Annotated in this window: 20 protein-coding genes; 2 read left to right on the top strand and 18 right to left on the bottom strand. The window is 40.1% G+C overall.

The genetic code is table 11. From position 1 onward, the window contains the following. Window positions 1-17: 17 nt before the first annotated feature. Both MKZ25_RS12575 and recD2 read right to left on the bottom strand, forming a co-directional pair. Entirely contained in the window at window positions 18-1,250 is a 1,233-nt protein-coding gene (locus MKZ25_RS12575) for a NupC/NupG family nucleoside CNT transporter (RefSeq protein WP_340801803.1), read from the bottom strand. Between the two features lie 331 nt (window positions 1,251-1,581). After that, window positions 1,582-4,077, bottom strand: a complete 2,496-nt coding sequence (gene recD2 / locus MKZ25_RS12580) for an SF1B family DNA helicase RecD2 (RefSeq protein WP_340801804.1) — start codon at window positions 4,075-4,077, stop codon at window positions 1,582-1,584. A gap of 162 nt (window positions 4,078-4,239) precedes the next feature. Here recD2 and hisA point away from each other — a divergent pair, with 162 nt between their 5' ends. Then, window positions 4,240-5,001, top strand: a complete 762-nt coding sequence (gene hisA, locus MKZ25_RS12585) for a phosphoribosylformimino-5-aminoimidazole carboxamide ribotide isomerase (RefSeq protein WP_340801805.1) — start codon at window positions 4,240-4,242, stop codon at window positions 4,999-5,001. A 101-nt stretch (window positions 5,002-5,102) separates the two neighbouring features. Here the strand turns inward: hisA and MKZ25_RS12590 are convergent, their stop codons facing one another. The 9 genes from MKZ25_RS12590 to MKZ25_RS12630 form a co-directional block, all read right to left on the bottom strand. Beyond that, window positions 5,103-5,996 carry a manganese catalase family protein gene (locus MKZ25_RS12590; RefSeq protein ID WP_340801806.1) on the bottom strand — a complete coding sequence of 298 codons (894 nt, stop codon included), beginning with the start codon at window positions 5,994-5,996 and terminating at the stop codon, window positions 5,103-5,105. Window positions 5,997-6,061: 65 nt separating this feature from the next. Then, window positions 6,062-6,268 (bottom strand): YuzF family protein, encoded by a 207-nt coding sequence (locus MKZ25_RS12595; RefSeq protein ID WP_251689991.1) that lies wholly within the window; start codon window positions 6,266-6,268, stop codon window positions 6,062-6,064. Window positions 6,269-6,338: 70 nt separating this feature from the next. Next, the gene (gene dtd / locus MKZ25_RS12600) at window positions 6,339-6,785 is read right to left on the bottom strand and encodes a D-aminoacyl-tRNA deacylase (RefSeq protein WP_340801807.1); all 447 of its coding nucleotides are present in this window, start codon (window positions 6,783-6,785) and stop codon (window positions 6,339-6,341) included. Between the two features lie 18 nt (window positions 6,786-6,803). After that, on the bottom strand, window positions 6,804-8,999 hold the full coding sequence (locus tag MKZ25_RS12605) for a RelA/SpoT family protein (protein WP_340801808.1): 2,196 nt from the start codon (window positions 8,997-8,999) through the stop codon (window positions 6,804-6,806). 195 nt (window positions 9,000-9,194) lie between these two features. Further along, window positions 9,195-9,707 (bottom strand): adenine phosphoribosyltransferase, encoded by a 513-nt coding sequence (locus tag MKZ25_RS12610; RefSeq protein WP_340801809.1) that lies wholly within the window; start codon window positions 9,705-9,707, stop codon window positions 9,195-9,197. A gap of 16 nt (window positions 9,708-9,723) precedes the next feature. After that, window positions 9,724-12,045 (bottom strand): single-stranded-DNA-specific exonuclease RecJ, encoded by a 2,322-nt coding sequence (gene recJ / locus MKZ25_RS12615; protein WP_340801810.1) that lies wholly within the window; start codon window positions 12,043-12,045, stop codon window positions 9,724-9,726. A 234-nt stretch (window positions 12,046-12,279) separates the two neighbouring features. Beyond that, a complete protein-coding gene (locus MKZ25_RS12620; protein ID WP_340801811.1) occupies window positions 12,280-12,651 on the bottom strand; it encodes a LapA family protein in 372 nt (123 codons plus the stop codon). Between the two features lie 106 nt (window positions 12,652-12,757). Beyond that, a complete protein-coding gene (secDF, locus tag MKZ25_RS12625; protein ID WP_340801812.1) occupies window positions 12,758-15,031 on the bottom strand; it encodes a protein translocase subunit SecDF in 2,274 nt (757 codons plus the stop codon). A gap of 219 nt (window positions 15,032-15,250) precedes the next feature. After that, window positions 15,251-15,559: a post-transcriptional regulator gene (locus MKZ25_RS12630; protein ID WP_340801813.1), complete on the bottom strand. Its 309-nt coding sequence runs from the start codon at window positions 15,557-15,559 to the stop codon at window positions 15,251-15,253. A 132-nt stretch (window positions 15,560-15,691) separates the two neighbouring features. On the opposite strand from MKZ25_RS12630, the gene MKZ25_RS12635 reads away from it, so the two are divergent. Next, window positions 15,692-17,161 carry a putative polysaccharide biosynthesis protein gene (locus MKZ25_RS12635; protein WP_340801814.1) on the top strand — a complete coding sequence of 490 codons (1,470 nt, stop codon included), beginning with the start codon at window positions 15,692-15,694 and terminating at the stop codon, window positions 17,159-17,161. On the opposite strand, the gene MKZ25_RS12640 is transcribed toward MKZ25_RS12635, so the two are convergent. From MKZ25_RS12640 to MKZ25_RS12670, 7 genes are all read right to left on the bottom strand, one after another. Beyond that, entirely contained in the window at window positions 17,141-17,782 is a 642-nt protein-coding gene (locus tag MKZ25_RS12640; RefSeq protein ID WP_340801815.1) for a DUF421 domain-containing protein, read from the bottom strand. The two genes, MKZ25_RS12635 and MKZ25_RS12640, sit on opposite strands and share 21 nt — an antisense overlap. Before the next feature lie 95 nt (window positions 17,783-17,877). After that, on the bottom strand, window positions 17,878-18,138 hold the full coding sequence (gene yajC / locus MKZ25_RS12645) for a preprotein translocase subunit YajC (RefSeq protein WP_340801816.1): 261 nt from the start codon (window positions 18,136-18,138) through the stop codon (window positions 17,878-17,880). A 128-nt stretch (window positions 18,139-18,266) separates the two neighbouring features. Further along, complete coding sequence (tgt, locus tag MKZ25_RS12650; RefSeq protein WP_340801817.1) at window positions 18,267-19,424, bottom strand: tRNA guanosine(34) transglycosylase Tgt; 1,158 nt, start codon at window positions 19,422-19,424, stop codon at window positions 18,267-18,269. Window positions 19,425-19,541: 117 nt separating this feature from the next. Then, window positions 19,542-20,579, bottom strand: coding sequence for a tRNA preQ1(34) S-adenosylmethionine ribosyltransferase-isomerase QueA (queA, locus tag MKZ25_RS12655; RefSeq protein ID WP_340801818.1), 1,038 nt, complete (start codon window positions 20,577-20,579; stop codon window positions 19,542-19,544). Window positions 20,580-20,594: 15 nt separating this feature from the next. Further along, entirely contained in the window at window positions 20,595-21,599 is a 1,005-nt protein-coding gene (gene ruvB / locus MKZ25_RS12660; protein ID WP_340801819.1) for a Holliday junction branch migration DNA helicase RuvB, read from the bottom strand. 15 nt (window positions 21,600-21,614) lie between these two features. Beyond that, the gene (ruvA, locus tag MKZ25_RS12665) at window positions 21,615-22,235 is read right to left on the bottom strand and encodes a Holliday junction branch migration protein RuvA (protein ID WP_340801820.1); all 621 of its coding nucleotides are present in this window, start codon (window positions 22,233-22,235) and stop codon (window positions 21,615-21,617) included. Between the two features lie 152 nt (window positions 22,236-22,387). Next, window positions 22,388-23,170, bottom strand: coding sequence for a phosphotransferase (locus MKZ25_RS12670; RefSeq protein WP_340801821.1), 783 nt, complete (start codon window positions 23,168-23,170; stop codon window positions 22,388-22,390). Window positions 23,171-23,199: the final 29 nt, after the last annotated feature.

Consider the following 23,199-nt stretch of genomic DNA (forward strand, 5'->3'; position numbering starts at 1 on the left):
ACAGTCTCTGAAATATATTAAATAAACATACCGGCAATTGCAGCTGATAATAATGATGCCAATGTTCCTGCAGCAACCGCTCTAATAGCAAGCTGTGCAATCATTGGACGTTTATCCGGTGCCATACCACCTAAACCACCGATTAAAATACCCATTGAGCTTAAGTTTGCAAAACCACACAGTGCAAACGAAATAATAATGGCTGTTTTATCAGAAAGCTCGCCGATAACTGGACCGAAGTTAGAGTAGGCAACAAATTCATTTAAAATTAATTTTTGACCGATGAATGAACCTGCACGTACTGCTTCATCCCAAGGAACACCGATTAAAAATGCCAGCGGCGCAAATACATAACCTAAAATACCTTCAAGCGTAATATTATCAAGTGCTGACCAACCCGTTAAATCACCAATCCATCCTGCAACGCCGCCTAAAAGACCGTTCAGTAAGGCAATTAATGCGATGAAACTTAATAGCATTGCCCCAACGTTTACAGCTAATTTCAACCCGTCAGATGCACCTGATGCAGCTGCATCAATAACATTCGTCGCTTCAGAGTTACGCTCTAATTTAAAGTCATCTTCATTCACTTCTTCTGTTTCAGGAATCATTAATTTCGCCATTACCAGTCCAGCTGGAGCAGCCATGAAACTCGCCGCCAGTAAGTATTCTAGTGGAACACCTAATAATGAATAGCCGATTAATACCGAACCTGAAACCGATGCAAGTCCACCTGTCATAACAGCGAACATTTGCGATTTTGTCATTTTATTTAAGAACGGACGAATTACAAGCGGCGCTTCTGTTTGTCCAACGAAAATATTGGCAGCAGCATTTACTGATTCCGCTTTTGTTGTACCTAATACTTTTGATAAGAAACCACCAATAATCTTAATGACAAATTGCATAATTCCCAAGTAGTAAAGGACAGAGATTAAAGATGAGAAGAAAATAATAATTGTTAATACGCTCATCGCAAATACAAATCCAACACTGTCAGGATTTGCTAAACCGCCGAATACGAAGTTAATCCCTTCATTCGCATAACCAATCAGCTTCTGAACACCTTCAGAAAGTTGCATAAGCTTTTCGCGGCCGTAAGACCACTTTAATACGATAAATGCAAAAATCAACTGGACAACTAATCCTGAAATAATAATTCTCCATTGAATTGCTTTACGGTTATTAGATAACCCGATGGCAATCAGTACGATTCCCACAATACCTATGATTCCCCATACGAAATCCATGTATGTGCACCTTCTTTTTTAGTTTTGAAAACCTTTTCATTTTGTAAATATTGACATCGAATTTCAGACGTCATATAAGTTTTTTTCATACTATCATATCCACACAAATAATATTAATTAATAGTTTCTTTCAAAAGTTCTGATTTTTCCGCAAAAATTTATCATTTTTTTATTATGCCCCGTTTTGTTTCAAACTTTTAATATATTTAAAACATTTTCCCTCTACCTTTGAACATAAACACATCATTTATTAAATTTGTCCAAAATAGTACATTTCCATGAGCAAAAAAACTAGCCATTCCCATTCAAACATGAACGAAAATGGCTAGTTCTATTCTTCATTGAAGTCATACGGAGAAATATTTGCCATACCAATTAATGGATGAATATATGGTGCTGTTTCTGCCGTTAAATGATTTGGCAACGATTCACCGATTTTATGTGAAGCTGAAACATTCAGGAGACCAAGCTGCTCTGTAGAAGGAATTTGCTTCACTTCCTTAACGGACGCATTTACCTCTTCTTTTTCCGGTAACTCTTCTGTCTTTTCAGCAGTGATAAATTCCGGATTTAATCGTGCCTTTAATGTTGTTAATCGAGTTAAATCATCAGTCTTCGCTAATCCATTCGCTAATACATCCGGCTCACCACATAAAATCAAAAAGTTTTTGGCACGTGTAATCCCCGTATATAGTAAGTTTCTGCGAAGCATTTTCGAGTAGCCTCTGACAATCGGCATAATGACCGTTTGAAATTCCGAGCCTTGTGATTTATGAATTGAACAGCAATAAGCCAATGTGATCTGATTTAAATCTGCACGCTGGTATGTTACTTCAATCCCATCATAGCTGACGATAAGCAAATCCTGCTTTTCCACAGTTTCCTTTGCACGTATTATGGAAATCACTTCACCCATATCCCCGTTAAATACATTATTATCCGGTTGATTCACTAGCTGCAGCACTTTATCCCCGATACGGTAAATCGTATCCCCGAAAACAAGTTCTTTTCTTGTCCCATCATTTGGATTGACAAGCTGCTGAATTTCTTTATTTAAATTATCGATGCCTGCAGGACCTTTGTACATAGGCGCCAATACTTGAATATCTCGAATTGCCTGTCCTTTTGCAAGCGCACCTTTTACAACTTGTGTGACAACGCTCGTTACTTGTCCGGCTCCTGCCTGAATAAACGAGCGGTCCGTTGTTTTTGCTGTCAATGTATCCGGGACTTTGCCTTTTTTAATTTGGTGGGCCATTTCGATAATTGTAGACCCTTCTGCCTGACGGTAAATATCCGTTAATTCAACGGTCGGAATTTGCTTTGATGCAAGCAAATCCTTTAATACTTGCCCTGGTCCAACAGGCGGTAACTGATCCTGGTCCCCTACAAAAACGACCTGAACATCTTCATGCAGTGCTTTTAAAAGCTGATGTGCCAACCACGTATCCACCATTGACATCTCATCGATGATGATGAGTCGTCCTACAACTTCACGCTCTGTTTCTTCATCCTTTTCCTGCCCATTAAATCCTAATAGACGGTGTATTGTCATTGCAGGCAATCCAGTCGATTCCGCCAGCCTTTTTGCTGCACGTCCAGTAGGCGCTGCAAGGACGATCGGAAACGGTTCCTCTTTTTCAGCATACGTTTTCGGATTTAATGATAACCCGTGAAGCTCAGCATATACTTCGACCAAACCTCGGACAACAGTCGTTTTTCCCGTCCCTGGCCCGCCTGTTAAAATCATTACAGCGGAATTGATCGCCGTTTCAATCGCCTGTGCCTGTGTTGGCGCATAGGTCACATCATACTGTTCTTCAATATCTCCAATTGCTTTTCGGATTTCATCTTTCGAGAAACTTTCGGCTATTTTGTTTTTTTCTTTCAATTCATTAATCTTACTCGCAATGCCCACTTCACTAAAATAAAGTGATGGCAAGTACATGCGTGTTTCTTCACCGGATATTTTCGATTCCTCTCGCATTTCGATAGCCGCTTTTGATATCGCTTCATATGGAATTTCAATGCGCTGACTTTGTTCAAGTATATCTTTCACTATTGGAAGCACCATTTCCGCGTCCATATAGACATGGCCTTCAGATAATGCTGCATTTGTCAGTACATGGAAAATAGCTGCTTTTATTCGATCCGGATGATTCCCTGTTATCCCCAGCTTCGCACCAAGTTCATCCGCACGTATAAATCCTACTCCTTCCACTTCTTCAATCAAACGGTAAGGGTTTTCTGTCAACAGCTGAATTGTTTCTTCACGATACGCCTGATAAATTTTCATCCCGAGCTGTGGTCCGAAGCCCCAATCGTTCAGCCGTACCATTACCCGTTCCAGTCCAAGGTTTTCCTCGATCGTTTGGCGAATATGTAATTTCTTTTCAGCAGATAAACGGGGAACAGCATCAAGTGCTGACGGATCTTCCAGTATTTTCGTGAGGGCATCCATTCCGAGCTTTTCTACGATAGTCTCTGCCGTTTTTCTGCCGACCCCTGTAAATAAGTCACTTGATAAATAATGGACGATCCCCTGCTCTGTTGTCGGCACTTCTTTTTCAAATGTGTCAATTTGAAACTGCATCCCGTATTTCGGATGACTTTTTAACTGCCCAGTAAAGCGGTATAGTTCATCATTTACCAATTGAGGAAAATAACCAACTACGATGATTTCTTTTTCGTCATACTGAATATTAGTTTCTTGAATTTTGACACGAACAATGGAGTACATATTCGTTGCATTATGAAAAATTGTTACAATTGGTCGACCTAAAATAAATAGCTTATTTACGTCAAACAAATTTAGATTTTCCGCCATTTTCATGCCACGCTTTCTAATAAATTGTAAGCCCATTTTATCATACCGATTAAAGCCTGTCTTACAATAACGCAAACAAGACATTACGTCTGATTTTTCTATTAATTTAGCTCACTAAAATGTTATGATACGTATAGAATGTAAGAGAAAGTAGTGAAGAACATGAATTTTAGACCTTGTATCGATTTACACGACGGAAAAGTGAAGCAAATTGTCGGAAGTACGCTTGGCTATGACAATAAAGAAGTGGTTGAAAATTTCACTTCTGACCAGGATGCCTCGTATTACGCTTCACTGTTTCTGCAGAACAAACTGACAGGTGGCCATGTTATTATGCTTGGACCAGGCAATGAAGAAGCGGCGATTTCTGCATTGCAGGCTTATCCGAACGGCCTTCAAATTGGCGGCGGTATTACAGCCGACAATGCACAGAAATATATCGATGCAGGTGCTTCGCATGTCATTGTGACATCATATATTTTTCATGACGGGCAGCTTGATATGGATCGCTTGCAGCAATTGGTTAAAACAATCGGCAAAGAAAAACTTGTCCTTGATCTGAGCTGTCGAAAACGTGATGGTAAATGGTATGTTGTAACAGACAAATGGACAAAATTCAGCGACTTCGAAGTAAATTCGCAGTCAATTAAGGAAATTGAAGAATTTTGTGATGAACTCCTCATTCATGCGGTGGATGTGGAAGGAAAACGAAGTGGTATGCAGGAAGATTTAGTACGTGATCTGGCGGAATGGACATCGATTCCAACAACATATGCTGGAGGCGTCCGTTCAATTGATGATTTGAAAAAGTTCGAATCGCTTTCAAATGGGAAATTGCACGTCACAATCGGTAGTGCCCTTTCCATTTTCGGCGGTGATCTGGACTTCCAAACAGTAGTGAATTACTGCGAAGGTATTACGTAGACAGCACGGATATAAAAATTTCAATAAAAACCATAAGAAACAACACTAAGATCCATTTTTCACTGAGTGAAAAATGGATCTTTTTTTAACACGCTTCTTTTTTACATATTGAACATAAGGCGTTTTGCGATCATCTGGAACTCTTCCGGACCGATTCCCGGTGCAAACTCTTCCGGCAATTCGTCCAGATCCGGCATCTTTGCACCTTTTGGCATCCCCTCTTCTACGATGAGCGGTGCATTTGTTGTCGGATGCGGTCCTTTCCAGATTTTATTTATATCCTGATAATCCCCTACGTAATTCCATGTAAATAATACATTTCCATAACCACGCTCTTCATATTTTCTCGCGTGGTCAAATACATGATTGTCGAGGCTCGGAATTGGAAGCATTCGTGTTACATCTACACCCGTCGCCATTTCCAGTGCTTTTGCGTAAGCCACAACATGTGTGCCGCCACGAACCAGTAAATAACCAATCATTTCGCGAGCTGTCGGATGATCCGTCATTTCATACACACGCATTTTATGTGTCCGCGCACCACACTCCAAGAAGAAATTATGCAGTAAATCGAGTACTAAATTCCCGCTGGAAAACACATATTCCCCGTTCCACGGTTTCCCCATCGAATCGACAGGTAAAGCTGTCTGCGCTGAAGCGATAAAACTCTGCGTATTGCGCATATTTTTGGCGTTCATCATCGGTGCCAGATTCGGGTTTCCGGAAAACGTCGTATCTTTGCCGAGTAAATTGATTGTCGTCGCCACGAGCTCCACATGTCCAAATTCTTCTGCTGTAATACTCGCAACTAAATCATAAAAAGGCTTTAATTTCTTTTTTCCCCGGAAATTAAATGATTGATACATATAGTTATTCAAAGTCGACATTTCGCCAAATTTCCCGCCTAATAATTCCTGTACCGCACTTGCAGCATTTGCGTCTCCATATTCAACCTGTGGTAAATCAATAAGTAATCGATTGACGCGTTGAAACAATATTGCACCCCCTAATTGTCATAGTAAGCTTATGACGATTAGGGGGTGCGTAGACCACATTCATTTCATTTTTTTAAAAATGGCATAATCCAAACGATTTTGTCGATACGGATATAAAATGGTGTCTGACACACATCAAGCACAATATAATCCGGACAGATTGCGGCCAATATTCCTTGCTGAACCCGATTCCCCTCTTGCTGGACAGCAACCATCTGCCCTAAATAGTTTTGGATCGCTTCAAGCCAGTACGCGTTTGGATATGTGTTCATTTGAACCAAAAAATCACTCCTTTGTATGCATACTGTACAATATGCGAAAAAGGAGTGATCCGTTCATTCATTATTTGCCTTTAGACTCAATCGTGATCGTTACAGGACCATCATTAATAAGTGCAACATCCATCATTGCACCAAAAACACCTGTTTCAACATGCAGTCCATTCGCCTTTAATTGTTCATTGAAAGCTTCCCATAAAGGTTTTGCCTGTTCGGGTCTTGCGGCTTCCACAAAACTAGGCCGCTTCCCTTTACGAGTATCCGCATAAAGTGTAAATTGTGAAATTGATAAAATATCACCGCCTGCATCTAAAATGGAACGATTCATCTTGCCGTCCTCATCTTCCCAAATGCGCAAGTCGGTAATCTTTTTCGCTACATAGTTGATATCTTCCTCTGTATCACTATGCGTAATGCCTACAAGCAGCACATAGCCTTTTTGAATGGCACCTGTTACTTGCCCATCGACTGTAACAGAAGCCTGTTTTGAACGTTGTAATATTACGCGCATCTTTTCCCCTACTATCTATTAATTAATTACACGCTGAACGGAGTAAATATCCGGTAGCTGTTTAATTTTTTCGACAACACGATGTAGCCCTGAAATATTGGTAATGGCAATCGTTAAATGAATCGTGGCAATTTTTTCACGATCCGCCCGACCTGTAACGGCCAAAATATTTGTTTTCGCCTCACTGACAGCATGCATGACATCATTTAAAATGCCTGGACGGTCATATGCCGAAATCTCTATATCCACAGGGTAGTCTTTACGAGTCTGCGTACCGTCATTTTCCCATTCCACTTCAATAAGACGCTCCAGGTTTCCGTCTTCCTGGATATTCGGACAGTCCGCACGGTGTACCGAAACACCGCGGCCTTTTGTAATAAAGCCGACAATATCATCACCCGGTACCGGTGTACAGCAACGTGATAAACGAATTAGTAAATTATCGATTCCTTTTACAATTACACCTGATTCCGTACGCTTTTTCGGTGTCGGATTGTTCATACTTTTAACGATTTTTTCGAGTGCTTCTTCCTGTTCACGCTCTTTACGCATTTTTTCGGCAAGACGATTGACGATTTGCTGAGCCGTAATTCCGCCTACGCCGACAGCCGCATATAAATCATCTTCATGGGTATAGTTGTATTTTTCAATCACACGTTTAATATTTTCCGGTGTTAAAACTTCCTTCATATCGAACTCTTGGGTCTTTATTTCTTTTTCAACGAGTTCTTTTCCTTTAACAACACTTTCTTCACGTACATGCTTTTTGAAAAATTGCTTGATTTTGTTTTTCGCCTGTGAGCTTTGTGCAATCTTGATCCAATCACGGCTCGGGCCGAATGATTGTTTCGAGGTTAATACTTCAACAATATCCCCTGTTTTCAATGGTGTATCAAGCGGTACCATTTTTCCGTTAACTTTTGCACCAATTGTTTTATTCCCGACTTCCGAGTGTACGCGGTATGCAAAGTCAATCGGCACAGAACCGGATGGAAGCTCAATAACGTCCCCTTTAGGCGAGAATACATATACCATGTCGGAGAATAGGTCGAATTTCAGTGATTCCATAAATTCAGCAGCATTCGATGATTCATTTTGGAACTCCAGAATTTCACGGAACCAAGTCAGCTTCTGGTCAATTGTTTCAGCGTTTTGCTCAACAGTTTTCCCTTCTTTATAAGCCCAGTGAGCCGCGATACCGAACTCCGCTATTTTATGCATTTCCTTTGTACGGATCTGCACCTCAAGCGGATCCCCATATGGTCCGATGACCGTTGTATGTAGGGATTGGTACAAATTTTGCTTTGGCATTGCAATATAATCTTTAAAGCGTCCGGGCATCGGTTTCCATAATGTATGGATAATCCCGATTACCGCGTAGCAATCTTTAATACTATCGACTAAAATACGTACCGCAAGTAAATCATAAATTTCATTAAATTGCTTTTTTTGAAGCACCATTTTGCGGTAAATGCTGTATAAATGTTTCGGACGACCAAAAATATCCGCTTCAATTTCCACTTCTTTCAACTGGGAATTGATTTCGTCCATTACGTTATCCAAATAAGCCTCACGTTCGTCACGCTTTTTCTTCATCAAGCTGACGATTCGGTAATACTGCTGCGGATTTAAATAACGTAATGCTGTATCCTCCAGCTCCCATTTCACTTTTGAAATTCCTAATCTGTGTGCTAACGGAGCGAAAATTTCCAGTGTTTCCTGTGAAATGCGGCGTTGTTTTTCTGCCGGCAAATGCTTTAATGTACGCATATTGTGCAAACGATCCGCCAGCTTAATTAGAATTACCCGGATATCCTGAGCCATCGCGACGAACATTTTCCGGTGGTTTTCGGCTTGCTGCTCTTCTTTTGACATATATTTAATCTTCCCAAGCTTTGTTACCCCGTCCACTAGCTTGGCCACTTCTTCACTAAATTCATTTACAAGATCTTCGCGCGTCACTTCCGTGTCTTCCACGACATCATGCAGAAATCCTGCCGCTACTGTTTCAGGATCCATCTGCAGCTCTGCCAAAATACCGGCCACTTGTACGGGGTGAATAATATATGGTTCTCCAGAGCTGCGGAACTGCTCTTTATGTGCTTCTTTCGCTACCTCATATGCTTTTACAACAAAGGTAACATGTTCTTCGTTCATATAGGATTTGACGAGCTCGAAAACATCTTCGGGCGCCAATATTTGTTCTTTCGCCATTATGAGTCCACCTGTTCTTTCTATTTTCGCTTTAAGTATAAATTCAATTGTATAAAAGATATCTACTAAATGTAAAGGCACGTGGGCATTTAGTTTTGCAGAAAGTCGAAATTTGTAGAATTATTGAACAGCTTCTAGTAGATAATTCATTGAAAAAAACTACCCCGTAAAGAATATACGGGATAGTTCAGTCGATTAATATTGAATTAAAGTTTTAATTGGAATATTGTTGATTTTGTTACGGCCATTCAATTCTGAAAGCTCGATAATGAATGCTGCACCCACTACTTCGCCACCTAATTGTTCGATTAAGCGAACAGTTGCTTCTACTGTACCGCCTGTTGCAAGCAGATCATCACAGATTAAAACTTTTTGGCCTGGTTTTACTGCATCTTTGTGCATTGTTAACGTGTCTGTACCGTATTCTAAACCATAATCTGCAGAAATCACTTCACGCGGAAGTTTTCCTGGTTTACGAACTGGTGCGAAACCGATTTCTAATGCATAGGCAACCGGACAACCAATAATAAATCCGCGTGCTTCAGGACCTACAATGATTTCAGCGCCAACTTCTTTTGCATATTTTACAATTTCATCAGTCGCATATTTATATGCCGGACCATTATCCATGATTGTTGTAATATCTTTAAAGCTGATGCCCTCTTTCGGCCAATTTTCAACTGTTGTTACGTACTGTTTTAAATCCATTCTTCCTATGTCCTCCTCAAGAACTCAATCGTTCATTAAACCATTGCTTAAGTTCACTGTATGTTGCATATAACAGCTTCTGCTCAAGTTCAATCTTTTGTGAACGCAATTTATATGACGGTGCTTCGGATAATGCTTTTTTCGGTGCATTTTCGTTTACTGTCGTCAAACCATTCTCTATTGTAACAAATCCTAGCTCAAAAAACACTTTTGTCATAAATTTAATTACTTCTATATTTAGTCCGATATGTTCGGATAATTGTCGAATATGTTGTTTCAAGTTAAAATCCGGACGTTTTTTCAGAAATCCGAAATACCATTTGAAGTGTTCCCTTGTCGGCATTCCATTAAAATATGCAGATTGATCGGTATTTAAATGAGCATAAATTCTTTCAATTTGAACATCCTGCAGTAATTTTTCCAGTGCGGAAACATTTTCCGGCAAATCGAGTAACACGATATTTTTGTGTAATTTATCAGTTTCAGCCTCTACTGTAAAATAGACAATTTCTTTGGGGATTTCCAGTTCGAAATGTTGTTTTGTCTGTTCGGAAAAAGCAATAAAATCTGTTTTTTCCACGTTAATTTTTGCAAGCCAGTTTGCTGTCTTGCTTTTCCCCCGGTAATCATATAGCTGCCATTCACTAACCCGGACATCCTGAATCATGAATTGCGGCTTTTTATTGCCCTGCCATTCATTGATTTGCAAATCCCCAACTAATGACAAAGCAACCCCATATGAAATTTCATCATGTAAGGACCCTTTATTGAACCCAATTGCATCAAGAGAATGGTATGGATCTTCCAGTTCCATCTTCAGATGATTTTCGCCTGAACCGATTTTGCGCATCGATTTTACTTTTACATCCTGAATTCCGAAAACCGGCTTCGGAAATTCTGTACCAAATGGAGCCAACTGCCGCAGTTCTTCAATCGCATCCACAGTAATTTCACTTAGCTCAATCGGCACATCAATCTGCATCTTCTGTACAAGCTGCTCTTCGGTTAAACAAAGGCGTGCCTGTTCATTTAAACGTGCACGTAATGATTCCACATGTTCTATCGGCAATGTCATCCCTGCTGCCATCGGGTGTCCACCGAAATGCGGTAATATATCACGGTTTTTCGCCAACTCATTATACAGATGAAATCCTTCAATACTTCTCGCGGAACCTTTCGCGATCGCTTTTTCATGGTTAAGTGAAAGAACGATTGTCGGACGGTAATATTTTTCGACTAATCGCGATGCAACAATCCCCACAACCCCCGGATTCCAGCCTTCCCCTGCTACAACCAGAACTAGAGAATCTTTTAGAGTAATATCACTTTCAATCATTGCCATTGCTTCATTTGTAATGTCTTCAACAATTTTTTTCCGTTCCATATTTTTATCATTCAGTTGGGTTGCCAATGCATTTGCCTGTAGCGGGTCTTCACTCATTAAAAAATGCACACCCGGCTCGGCACTGCCTAAACGCCCAATTGCATTAAGGCGCGGACCGAAATAAAAACCAACTGTTTCTTCATTAATCTCTCTCTGTTTTGATCCCGAAGCATCACAGATAGCTTTAACCCAAGGATTCGGCGACTGTTTTAATGCCTGCAAACCGCGCTGAACTAAATAGCGGTTTTCGCCAACGAGCGGTACTAAATCAGCAATTGTTCCGACCGCCACATATTCAAATAAATGGTCCGGCAACTCGCCATATAATGCATGCGCCAACTTGAAAGCAACACCTACTCCCGCAAGCTCACCAAACGGGTAATGACCCTCTGGGACACGTGGATGGATGATAACAGTGGCATCCGGCAAAACTTCACCGGCTTCATGGTGATCGGTAATAATGACATCCATACCAAGCTCTCTTGCCACTTTTACTTGTTCAATTCCGCTTATTCCATTATCGACTGTAATAATCAAATTTACGCCATCTTCATAAGCTTTTTTGAAAAGTTCTTCATTTGGTCCATATCCATGAATAAACCGGTCTGGAATGACAAAGCTGACATCTGCCCCCAAATCAAGTAAAGCATTAAGCAGCACTGTTGTACTTGTAATACCATCGGCATCGTAATCGCCGTATACGAGGATTTTTTCACCGTCATCCAATGCTTGTTCAATACGCATAACCGCGTCTTCCATCCCGGCCATTAAAAACGGATCATGATATTGGGTTTCATCAATTTTCAATAATGGCTTTGCCTGTTCTATCGTTGTGCAGCCACGGGCAATTAAGATTTTTGCTGCGATCGTTGAAATATTCAGCTGTTCACTAAATTGTTTTACAAGTTGCTCATCTTGCTGTGTAATCGTCCATAATTTTTGTGACTGTATCATATATATTCACTTCCTCACGCAGTTCATTATAACGGAAATCTATTACGTTTCCCAAATTTTCTTCTGATATTAATAGAAAAATTGATATGTAATTTCAGGAAAACTGCTCGTTAAAAACATTACATTGAACTGTCTCAACGAACGATTTTTCAATTGGATTATTAATGGCCAATAAAAAAAGCTATTCGGAACGGGCTTCGCGTTTCAAATAGCTGCCATGATGGTAGATGACCCTTAAATTTTCTCTGCTGTTCCGGCATCATCATCCGGAACTTCTTCTGTCACAAATGCGGAAGCGCCCCGTTCCCGAAGCTCGTTTTTCAGTCGTACTACCTCCGCATCCTTTTCATTGATCAGTACACGGGCTGCCTCAAGTTCTTTTCGAACGGCTTTCGTTTGCCTTTTGCCTCCGTACATGCGGAATGCCGAAAAACAAAAGCTGATGATAAAACCAATTAATACCGACCCTAAAATGACTAATATCAATGGCCAGCGCGCTTCTCCAAAAACATAATTGACCTGAACACTATCCACATTTACTGTAGCAAAAACAGCAATAATAATTGCAAAAATAAGTCCAACTACTAATGTCCATTGAATTTTCATATTAGTCTCCTCTCACACTTTATTTAAAAAATTTATTCCTTTTTTTGAGAGAGGGTAAACAAAAAACCGCGTAATTTGCAGAAGTGCAATTACGCGGTTCATATTTTTATACTTGCGGCTCGTCTGAACCCCATTGTTTTTTCTCTTTTTTCACAACAGAAGTACCTTTTTTGTCCATTTCACGGCATTTCAGTGAATACCAAACTTGTGCCGCGATACAGATTGAAGAATAGATACCTGTAATTAACCCGATTAATAAAGCGATCGAGAAGTTTTGAATTGAAGGAGCACCTAAGAAAATCAGTGCAATGACTACAACAATAACCGTCAATACCGTATTAACAGAGCGCCCCATTGTTTGACGAAGAGATTTGTTGACGATCAACGCAAGCTCTTCTTTCGTCGTAATTTTTTCGTGACGGTCAATATTTTCGCGAATACGGTCAAATGTTACAATTGTATCGTTTATCGAATAACCGACAATCGTTAAGACCGCAGCGATAAACGTAATATCTACCTCTAAACGCAGCATACTGAAAACCACAATGATAAAGAATACATCATGCAATAATGAAATGATGGCACCTAGCCCCATACGCCATTCAAATCGGATCGCTACATAGATAATAATCCCGAGTGCTGCCAATGCCAATGCATAGATTGCATTTTTTGCCAGTTCTTTTCCGACTGTAGCCGAAACAGTACTTAAGCTTGGCTCATGACCGTACTTTTCGTTAACCTGCGCTGTAAAATCAAGGACTTCCTGTTGAGAGAAGTCATCTTTGTAACGCATTACCGCGATTGACTGATCATCGCCTGAAATCACGACATCCTCGTTTGCAAAGCCGATTTCATCCAGATAATCTATAACTTCTTCCTGTACCAGTGCTGTCTCGGATTTTATCTCTACACGCGTACCACTTGAGAAATCAATTCCTAAATTAAGCTTGAATACACCAAGCACAACAATACCCGCTACTAAAATAAGTGTTGATATCGCATAGAATTTTTTACGGTTTCCAACGAAGTCGAACTTATCAAATTTCGTTGTCAAGTCAAGCGAAGTGATTTCTTCATCAAGTGAATGCTGTTTCGATCTGCTAATTCCGAACCATGCCGGATTATTGAAGTAGCCGCTGTTTACAAGTAGCCCCTGCAATAAGCGAGAGCCCCATACCGCAGTTACAAATGATAGTAAAATCGAAATAATCAATGTTGTTGCGAAACCTTTAACAGAACTCGTACCGTAGTAGAATAATACAACAGCAGCAAGTAAAGTTGTCAATTGCGCATCAATGATTGCCGATAGTGATTGTTTTGAACCTAATTTAAATGCGTCTTTCACAGTATGGCCAACACGCAGTTCTTCACGAATACGCTCAGCTGTTAAGATGTTCGCATCAACGGCCATCCCGATCCCTAATACAATCGCTGCAATCCCCGGTAATGTTAAGACAGCATTAATACCATTAAAGACGATTAATACTAAATATGTGAATACCGATAATGTAATAATTGAGATAAAGCCCGGTAAACGGTAGTAGATCAGCATGAACAGGAAGATTAACAGGACACCGACAACCCCTGCGAATACTGTATCATTTAAAGCATCTTCACCGAACTGTGCACCAACAGATGTTGAATAAATTTCCGTTAACTTAACAGGTAAAGAACCTGCATTTAATACAGATGCAAAGTTTTTCGTTTCTTCTACTGTGAAGTTACCCGAAATCATAACATCCGTTGTATTTAAAACTTGTGTTACAGAAGCAGCTGACTGGAATTTCTGCTCGCCTGGTGGCTTTTTGCTTTCTGCAGCATAGGAATCTACACCCTCTTCAAAATCCAACCAAACTACCAATAAGTTATTCGGTGCGCCCATGCTCATGACTTTTTGCGTCACTTCTGCAAATTTTGCCGCGTCTTTCAATGTTAAAGTTACAATTGGCTGGTTTTGCTGGTCAAATGACGCTGCTGCGCCACCTTCCTTTAAATCTGTGCCATCCAATAAAATATTATCATTTACATCACGGAATGTTAAATTCGCTGTACTTGATAATAGCTCACGAGCAGATTCCTGATCTGCCAATCCTGCAAGCTGTACACGAATCCGGTCTTCCCCTTCAATTTGAATGCTTGGCTCACTAACCCCAAATGCATTAATACGATTGTTCAATGCCGTTGTTGTATCCGCCAATACATCTTGGGTAACCGCCTGTCCATCAACCAGTGATTCCACTTCATAAAGCACTTCAAATCCACCCTGAAGGTCCAATCCAAGTTTTACATCGTTTAAAACCTTCTCTACCGTTGTGCCCATTCCTGTAAAAAGCAGTGCTACGACAAGAACGAACGTAATGATACGGTTTGCTAATTTCATTAAAAAATCCTCCTCAATATCACACTAAACGCGGTGTGATGTAAAACGTAAAAAAAAATTACCTTCCATAAATTATGTATTTATTACAATAATTTTCTGAATCACTTTTCAAAAATAACAATCCGATAGTTTGAAAAGCACAACACTCTCATTATGAAACAGCTAATGGAAACTGTCAAATTATTACTAGATAATTTATTATATAATTCTTATTTTCCCCTACTCTTTTAGCGGATGGAATAAAGTTTGCAGCTCTTCATTGGAAAGCCTTAAATTCATTTCATTGCGCTTAAAATCCTTAATTTGCATATAGCTTAACACTTCCGAAGCAGTTGCACCGAAAATACCGGCCGTCAGCTCATGCAATCGCATATTTTGCACATCTCTTTTGCGCCACACCTTATCGATGCAATATTTCCATAAATCCTGTTCTGTTATCGAATCATATCCATAGTAATGAAATTCCTCGATTTTGTTCGTCAATATAAGCTGTACGTTTTCGTAAAGACTGAAAAATGGAATTTGCATGTCGATCACTCCTGAACTTAGGTTTTAACTGCGATTACTATTGCATACTTTATTGTATATGAATGAAATTAAATTGAGAAGGGAGAAAGCAGAAGTTATTTGGGCTCATTTCTAAAAGGAACATTATTTTTAATGTTTGTCATATTTATTTCAAAATGTCTCGGGTTTATGTACAGAATGCAGTTTATGCGTATTGCCGGGGAGGAAGCGGTCGGGCTCTATATGACGGCTTATCCGACATTTATATTTTTCATTTCGCTTATCCAATTAGGTATTCCGATTGCCATCTCCAAACTGATCGCCGAATACACTGCGAAACGGAAAACGGAACATGTCACATCGGTCATGAAAACAGCAATCAAAATTTCCGCCATTTCGATTATTTTATTCAGCCCATTCATTTATTTTGCTATTCCGTATATCGCAAAAGTGCTTTTACATAATGAGAATCTTATTTTCACACTTTATATTAGCCTTTTCACAATTCCGATCGTTATCTTTTCAAGCTTGATAAAAGCATATTTACAAGGTTTAGCGAAAATAGCACCAACTGCATGGGCACAACTTCTTGAACAGCTAGTACGGATCGGTCTCATCGTCGCATTGCTGCCGTACTTTATTTCAGAGTCACCAGCATTGACAGCAGCTGCCGCGATGGGCATCACAGCAATTGGTGAGATTTTTTCATTACTGTTTTTAGCAATTTTTTATAAACGCTCAAGTAAAATGTTCAAAAAGGGGTCAACAGACACTTCCTTTACAAAACCGATTTTTAATATTGCACTTCCTTCAGCGGGCAGTAAATTGTTTGGTACATTCACATGGTTTTTGGAACCCATCATTTTCTTAAAAGCACTGACGGTTTCAGGATTGGCTGCAGGCGCTGCCACTACATTGTATGGAATCATCTCAGGTGTGCATATACCATTACTGCTGTTCCCTGCTTTCATACCTGCCGCATTGGCTATTGTACTTATTCCTGCAGTAAGCAGCGCACTGGCAAGCAGTAATTACCCGTTGCTGAATAAACGCATTACACATTCATTACGACTCTCTTCATTAATTGGCTGTATGGCCGCTACCGTATTTTTCATACACGGCGATGAGTTGACAATGGTGCTGTTTCATCTTGAAGAAAATCGTGGCTATATGAAGATATTGGCACCTATTTTTTATTTTTATTATATTCAGAGCCCGCTCCACTCCATTCTACAGGCACTCGATGAAGCACAGGCTGCCATGATGAATTCCATCTATGGAGGAATCGGAAAACTGTTTTTGCTTTTTTTCCTTGCCTCACAACCTGCCATTCAGGAAAAAGGCGCGATTATCGCTATAGGCTTTGGGGTATTAATTACATCCTTCTTACACATCGCTTCCATCAGGCAGCAGAAAAAGATTAATGTCGGTTTCCGTTTTTTCGTTCTGCCGTATGGTATTTTCATCCTTACTTGTTTTGTGCAGCCAATCATTGCCGCCGGAATGCCGCTTATCGTAAGTGTTGCCATTACAATTGGGCTTGTCTTGCTGTTACTTTTCATTACAAAGCAAATCCGTTTCAATGATTTCCATTACCTTCGTTCAATTTTTTCGCGCTCGTAATTGGACAAACCACTTTCCGTCTTCATAACTGCAGTAGAAGATATCGCGTATATTGGGATACCCGTTTATCAATAATTCATGAACGAGCCATTTTTCATCTTTACCAATAATTTTTAAATGTCTTTTATCAACATAGCCGTCCAAAATGAGAGGTAAAATAAATCCGCCTTGATCTTTTTGGTAGATCGACAGCTTTCCGGACTGTTCCAGAAAGGCGTAGGCAACATCCTGGACAGAGCAGACTCCCTGTTCGCGTAACTGCTGGAGCAAGTCATCGAGATTATAGCGCTGCTTTTTCATCTCCATTTCACAGATAAAACCATCACGAATAACAAGAGAGGGATCACCTTCAATAAAGTCACGCAGTTTTTTATTTTTTAATATGAGCCAGGAGTTTAAATATTGAATCAAAAACAATAAAATAATAGGCAAAACAGCTTTGAAGAATTGCCGATCATAATCGTCCAGTGCAATTGCAGCAATTTCGCCCATTAATACAAATATTGCCAGGTCCACTATACTGAGTTCACCAACTTCACGTTTACCCATAAGACGGAAAACAATCAGTAAAATAATATACAAAACAATTGTTCGGAATATAATTAATGTATAATCTTCCAATTGATTCACCTCTCATACAATAGCTTGTTCTAAATTGCATGAAAGATACAAAAAAGCTTGCGGAAAATTAATTTCCGCAAGCTTTTTTAGAACGTTTAAACCGTTTCAACACGACCAATTGCTTGGCGTTCGAATTTTAAACGTGTATTTCCGTCAACGATTAAATAGACTGTCGTATCTTCAATTGCATCAACTTCTCCGTGTAAGCCACCTACAGTAACTACTTTGTCACCACGTTTTAAGCTGTTTTGCATTGTAGCAGTTGCTTTTTGACGTTTTTGTGCCGGACGAATTAAAATGAACCACATCGCAACGAACATTACGATAATCGGTAAAAATTGTACTAAACCATCCATTTTCAAATTGCCCCCTTCCTCTATCTCTTTCTCACTTACCTAGTATAGTATAGAATTGCACGTTATTGCGCAAAAAACTCTTTTTTTTCTCAAAAAATTATATAGAATTTCGGTTTTCGAACATATTTTTAGAAGTTTTTAGCATTTGGCTTATTGTAACCGTATTTTTCAAAGAACTCTTCTTTGAAATCACCCAGACGGTCTTCGCGGATAGCCTGACGTACATCTTCCATCAATTTAATAAGGAAGCGCAGGTTATGATATGACGTTAAACGTAAACCGAATGTTTCTTCTGTACGCAATAAATGGCGCACATATGCACGCGTATAATTTTTACATGTGTAGCAGTCGCAATTTTCATCGATCGGCGTAAAGTCTTTTGCATATTTTGCATTTTTGATCACCATACGTCCTTCAGATGTCATTAATGTACCGTTACGCGCAATACGTGTTGGTAGTACACAGTCAAACATATCGATGCCGCGGATTGATCCGTCGATTAAAGAGTCCGGTGAACCTACACCCATTAAATAGCGCGGTTTGTCTGCCGGCATCATTGGAGCAGTAAAGTCCAATACTTTATTCATAATATCCTTTGGCTCACCAACTGATAAACCGCCGATTGCATAACCCGGGAAATCCAGCTCTACTAAAGCTTCAGCCGATTTACGGCGCAGCTCTTCATATTCTCCGCCTTGAATAATACCGAACAGTCCTTGCTCGTCAGGACGTTGGTGTGCTTCTTTACAGCGTTTTGCCCAACGTGTTGTACGGTCAACAGATGCTTCCATATATTCATATGTGGCCGGGAATGGCGGACATTCATCAAATGCCATCATAATATCAGAACCTAAGTCGTTTTGGATTTCCATTGCCTTTTCCGGTGATAAAAACAGCTTATCTCCATTTAAATGGTTACGGAAATAAACGCCTTCTTCTTCAATTTTACGGAATTTTGATAATGAAAATACTTGGAAACCGCCTGAATCCGTTAAAATCGGACGATCCCAGTTCATGAATTTATGCAGGCCTCCTGCTTCTTTTACGATATCATTGCCTGGACGCAACCATAAGTGATATGTGTTTGACAAGATAATTCCTGCATTCATTTCTTTTAATTCTTCAGGGCTCATTGCTTTTACTGTCGCTTGTGTACCGACCGGCATAAATGTTGGTGTTTCAAATGAACCGTGTGGTGTATGGACAATACCTAGTCGCGCACCCGTCTGTGCACATGTTTTAATCAATTCATAACGAATTGGTGATTGTTTTGTTGTTTCAGTCATAATAAAAAAATCCTCTCGTTTCTAAAGTAAACACAGTACTTCGAATGAAAACACCTACTAAGTTTAGTAGGTGTTGCACAAATCATTATTGTATATAGGTTTTTGTTTAATTGCAAATTACTTAGCCGGTCGGATAAACATGGCATCGCCAAAGCTGAAGAAACGGTATTTTTCCTTAACCGCTTGTTCATAGGCGTTCATAATTGTTTCCTTCGAGGCAAGTGCGCTGACAAGCATTACTAATGTCGACTTCGGTAAATGGAAGTTTGTAATCAGTCCGTCGATTGCTTTATATTCATATCCCGGATAAATGAAAATATTTGTCCATCCCTGTGAAGCAACAATTTTACCGTCATTTTTCGATGCAACTGTTTCAAGTGTACGGGTCGAAGTTGTCCCTACTGAGATAATCTTGCCACCTGCTTGTTTAACACGTTCGATTACAGTCGCTGCCTCTTCAGTAACACTGTAAAATTCAGAGTGCATATCATGATCCTCAATCGAATCCACACTTACAGGACGGAATGTACCAAGTCCTACGTGCAGTGTAATAAATACGACTTCCACACCTTTTGCTTTAATCGCTTCTAGTAAAGGCTGTGTAAAATGCAGACCTGCTGTTGGTGCAGCTGCAGAACCGCGCTCTTTCGCAAACACCGTTTGATAGCGATCTTGGTCATCCAACTTTTCACGAATATAGGGCGGTAATGGCATTTCACCAAGCTGATCTAAAATTTCATAAAAAATCCCGTCATATGTGAACTTGAATGTACGGCCGCCGTGCTCAAGCTCACCCGTACAAGTCGCCGTCAATAGTCCATCGCCAAATGTAACGACAGTGCCGATTTTAACACGCTTCGCTGGCTTCACTAATGTTTCCCACTCATCATCATTTGTCTGTTTCAACAGCAATAATTCAATGTTCGCACCCGTATCAGCTTTGACACCCATTAAGCGTGCCGGCAAAACGCGTGTATCATTCAACACTAAACAATCTCCTGCATTTAGCTCATCCAAAATATAACCGAATGTATGATGCTCCACTTCCAGTGAGTTCGGATTTACTACCATTAGACGACTCGCTGTACGGTCCAATAATGGTGTTTGGGCAATTAATTCCTCTGGCAAATAAAAATCAAAATCTTCTGCTTTCACGTTCAAAACTTCCTTCTATTCATTTTGTGTCGGCGGATAACCGAAATGGTCGTAACATAGATTTGTCGCAATTCGGCCCCGTGGTGTTCTTTGGATAAATCCGATTTGCAGTAAATATGGTTCATATACATCTTCAATCGTAATGCGCTCTTCACCGATCGATGCCGCTAATGCATCCAATCCGACAGGACCTCCGCCGAATCGTTCAATCATTGACTGCATCAATTTATGATCGATATGATCCAGTCCGCGAGGGTCGACTTGCAATAGTTCAAGTGCCTGTTCCGCCAGACTTGTGGAAACAATGCCATCTGCCAGTACTTGTGCATAGTCACGCACACGCTTTAACAATCGATTTGCAATACGCGGAGTCCCACGGGATCTACGGGCAATTTCAAATGCCGCATGCTTATCGAGCGATACACCGAACAATTCGCCTGATCGGATAACAATTTCTGCAAGTGACTGTTCATCATAATATTCCAAGCGCGATAATACACCAAAACGGTCACGAAGCGGGGCAGATAAAGCACCTGCTCTCGTTGTTGCACCAACAAGTGTAAATGGGGGCAATTCCAATCGAATCGAACGGGCTTCAGGTCCTTTTCCGACTACGATATCCAGACAGAAATCTTCCATTGCCGAATATAGCACCTCTTCAATCGCTCTAGGCAGGCGATGAATTTCATCGATAAAAAGTACATCTCCTGCTTCAAGAGAGCTCAAAATCGCTGCCAGATCGCCAGGCCGTTCAATCGCAGGACCGCTCGTCATCTTTACATTTACATCCATCTCGTTGGCTATGACGATTGCTAACGTCGTCTTCCCTAAACCTGGTGGTCCATAAAGGAGAACATGGTCAAGACTTTCCTGACGTAGCTTAGCTGCTTTGATAAAGATTTCCAGGTTTTCTTTCACTTTATCCTGGCCTATGTATTGCACTAGTCGTTGCGGCCTTAAAGATAGCTCGAACTGCTGCTCGGCATCTGTTGCTTCACCAGAAAGTACACGGTCTGACATGATTCTCACTCCTTTTTATTTCAATTTCAACAACAGTTTTAACGCCTGCTTAATATAGGCGTCTGTCGTAGATAATTTTTCGTCTTCACTTAATTGCGGTCTGATTTTATCGAGTTCTTTTTCTGAATAGCCTAATGCGACAAGTGCCAGCATCGCTTCCTGCAACTCATGCTCATTCGGATTCACTCCAAATAATGGCAGTTCGTTTTCCGCGCTCGGTAGCTCGACTTGGTCAAGCAGCATGTCCAGCTTCCCTTTTAAATCGAGAATCATCTGACGCGCTGTCTTCTTCCCGACGCCCGGGAAACGGATTAAAAATGCTTCATCTTCCATTTCAATTGCCTGGATGACAGACGTTGGATTTCCGCTCGCTAAAATAGCAAGTGCACCTTTTGGGCCGATGCCTGATACCTGAATCAGTTTTTTAAATAATTCACGTTGCTCCAAACTATTGAACCCATATAAATTTTGGGCATCTTCACGTACTTGCAGTGACACATAGATTTGTTGTTCACTTGCAGATGCACGGAATGCAAATGGATTTGGTGTATAAAGCATCCAGCCAATCCCTTGTTGCTCTAATACAATATATTCTGGGGTAACCCTAGTAACCTGTCCTTTTAAATAATCATACATCGTTTTATCCCTCACATTTCTTGCTCTATTATAGCATAAGAACTGTGAATTACCGAACGTATGTTGCTTCAAAAAGAAAAGACCGTCCTTAAAGACAGCCTTTAATAGTTTATCATATTCTTTTCCATCTATCATCGATAATAAACTGCGAATTAATTTTGCAATGTATCAATTTGCCTTGCAAAAGAATCATAATTTTTCATCCAGTCATGTACAATCGATTGAATAAATGGGTAGCAGGAAAGCTTTTGCCGGTCGCTGAGTTTCAAATAGAATAGACATTCCCTTAATATTTCATTCGGGAAAAACAGATAATGAAGCTTTTCCTGCGCTTTATGCAAATAATGATGGTCATTAACAAGTGGCTGAATTTCATACTGAACATGCGGCAATACACGATGAATCCATAAAATAATTTCATCTGATGCCTCTCCTAAAGAGGCTAAATCAAAATCGATAAGTTTTACGTCTTCACCACGTAGCATCACATTATGATGAACAACATCCCCATGTAAAATCGTTTGCTTTTCACTTGGAACTGTAATTTGGGCCATTAAACCTAAGGCATAGGAAGCATGATTGACTAAAATATCGTAATTGCTTTTTAATAAACGTCTCAGTTCTCTTTCATGGTTGATAAAACGCTCGAATCTCCTCGTCCACTTCTCCTGTAATCGATACGCGGACAAGATACCCAATTCCGCCCAAGGAATGACTTCATTTGTTTCATGCAGTTTTTCGATTGCATGCAGGGAAAGCTGCTGATGTTCAAAACGTTTATACTCCGCACTTTTCCCTTCAAACCAAAACTGCTTTAATATATGCGGCTCTTCATTTTCAACAAGTGGAATATGATATGGAAATTGTATATTTTCAAGCTCTCGATGAATCGCTTTAACTTTCTGTGCAACAAAACCATTTTCATAGTACTTCATAAAAAAGGACCCTTTATGTGTATCCCACT

Source organism: Solibacillus sp. FSL W7-1464, assembly GCF_038004425.1.
In the GTDB taxonomy this organism is placed as follows: domain Bacteria; phylum Bacillota; class Bacilli; order Bacillales_A; family Planococcaceae; genus Solibacillus.

Bases quoted from the DNA above. Each gene is read 5' to 3' on its own strand.
- hisA (WP_340801805.1), top strand. From the start codon at position 4,240: ATGAATTTTAGACCTTGTATCGATTTACACGACGGAAAAGTGAAGCAA.
- MKZ25_RS12610 (WP_340801809.1), bottom strand. From the start codon at position 9,707: ATGGATTTAAAACAGTACGTAACAACAGTTGAAAATTGGCCGAAAGAG.
- recD2 (WP_340801804.1), bottom strand. From the start codon at position 4,077: ATGGCGGAAAATCTAAATTTGTTTGACGTAAATAAGCTATTTATTTTA.
- MKZ25_RS12575 (WP_340801803.1), bottom strand. From the start codon at position 1,250: ATGGATTTCGTATGGGGAATCATAGGTATTGTGGGAATCGTACTGATT.
- MKZ25_RS12635 (WP_340801814.1), top strand. From the start codon at position 15,692: ATGTTTGTCATATTTATTTCAAAATGTCTCGGGTTTATGTACAGAATG.
- ruvA (WP_340801820.1), bottom strand. From the start codon at position 22,235: ATGTATGATTATTTAAAAGGACAGGTTACTAGGGTTACCCCAGAATAT.
- MKZ25_RS12670 (WP_340801821.1), bottom strand. From the start codon at position 23,170: ATGAAGTACTATGAAAATGGTTTTGTTGCACAGAAAGTTAAAGCGATT.
- recJ (WP_340801810.1), bottom strand. From the start codon at position 12,045: ATGATACAGTCACAAAAATTATGGACGATTACACAGCAAGATGAGCAA.
- ruvB (WP_340801819.1), bottom strand. From the start codon at position 21,599: ATGTCAGACCGTGTACTTTCTGGTGAAGCAACAGATGCCGAGCAGCAG.
- MKZ25_RS12605 (WP_340801808.1), bottom strand. From the start codon at position 8,999: ATGGCGAAAGAACAAATATTGGCGCCCGAAGATGTTTTCGAGCTCGTC.
- dtd (WP_340801807.1), bottom strand. From the start codon at position 6,785: ATGCGCGTAATATTACAACGTTCAAAACAGGCTTCTGTTACAGTCGAT.
- MKZ25_RS12620 (WP_340801811.1), bottom strand. From the start codon at position 12,651: ATGAAAATTCAATGGACATTAGTAGTTGGACTTATTTTTGCAATTATT.
- secDF (WP_340801812.1), bottom strand. From the start codon at position 15,031: ATGAAATTAGCAAACCGTATCATTACGTTCGTTCTTGTCGTAGCACTG.
- MKZ25_RS12595 (WP_251689991.1), bottom strand. From the start codon at position 6,268: ATGAACACATATCCAAACGCGTACTGGCTTGAAGCGATCCAAAACTAT.
- tgt (WP_340801817.1), bottom strand. From the start codon at position 19,424: ATGACTGAAACAACAAAACAATCACCAATTCGTTATGAATTGATTAAA.
- yajC (WP_340801816.1), bottom strand. From the start codon at position 18,138: ATGGATGGTTTAGTACAATTTTTACCGATTATCGTAATGTTCGTTGCG.
- MKZ25_RS12630 (WP_340801813.1), bottom strand. From the start codon at position 15,559: ATGCAAATTCCATTTTTCAGTCTTTACGAAAACGTACAGCTTATATTG.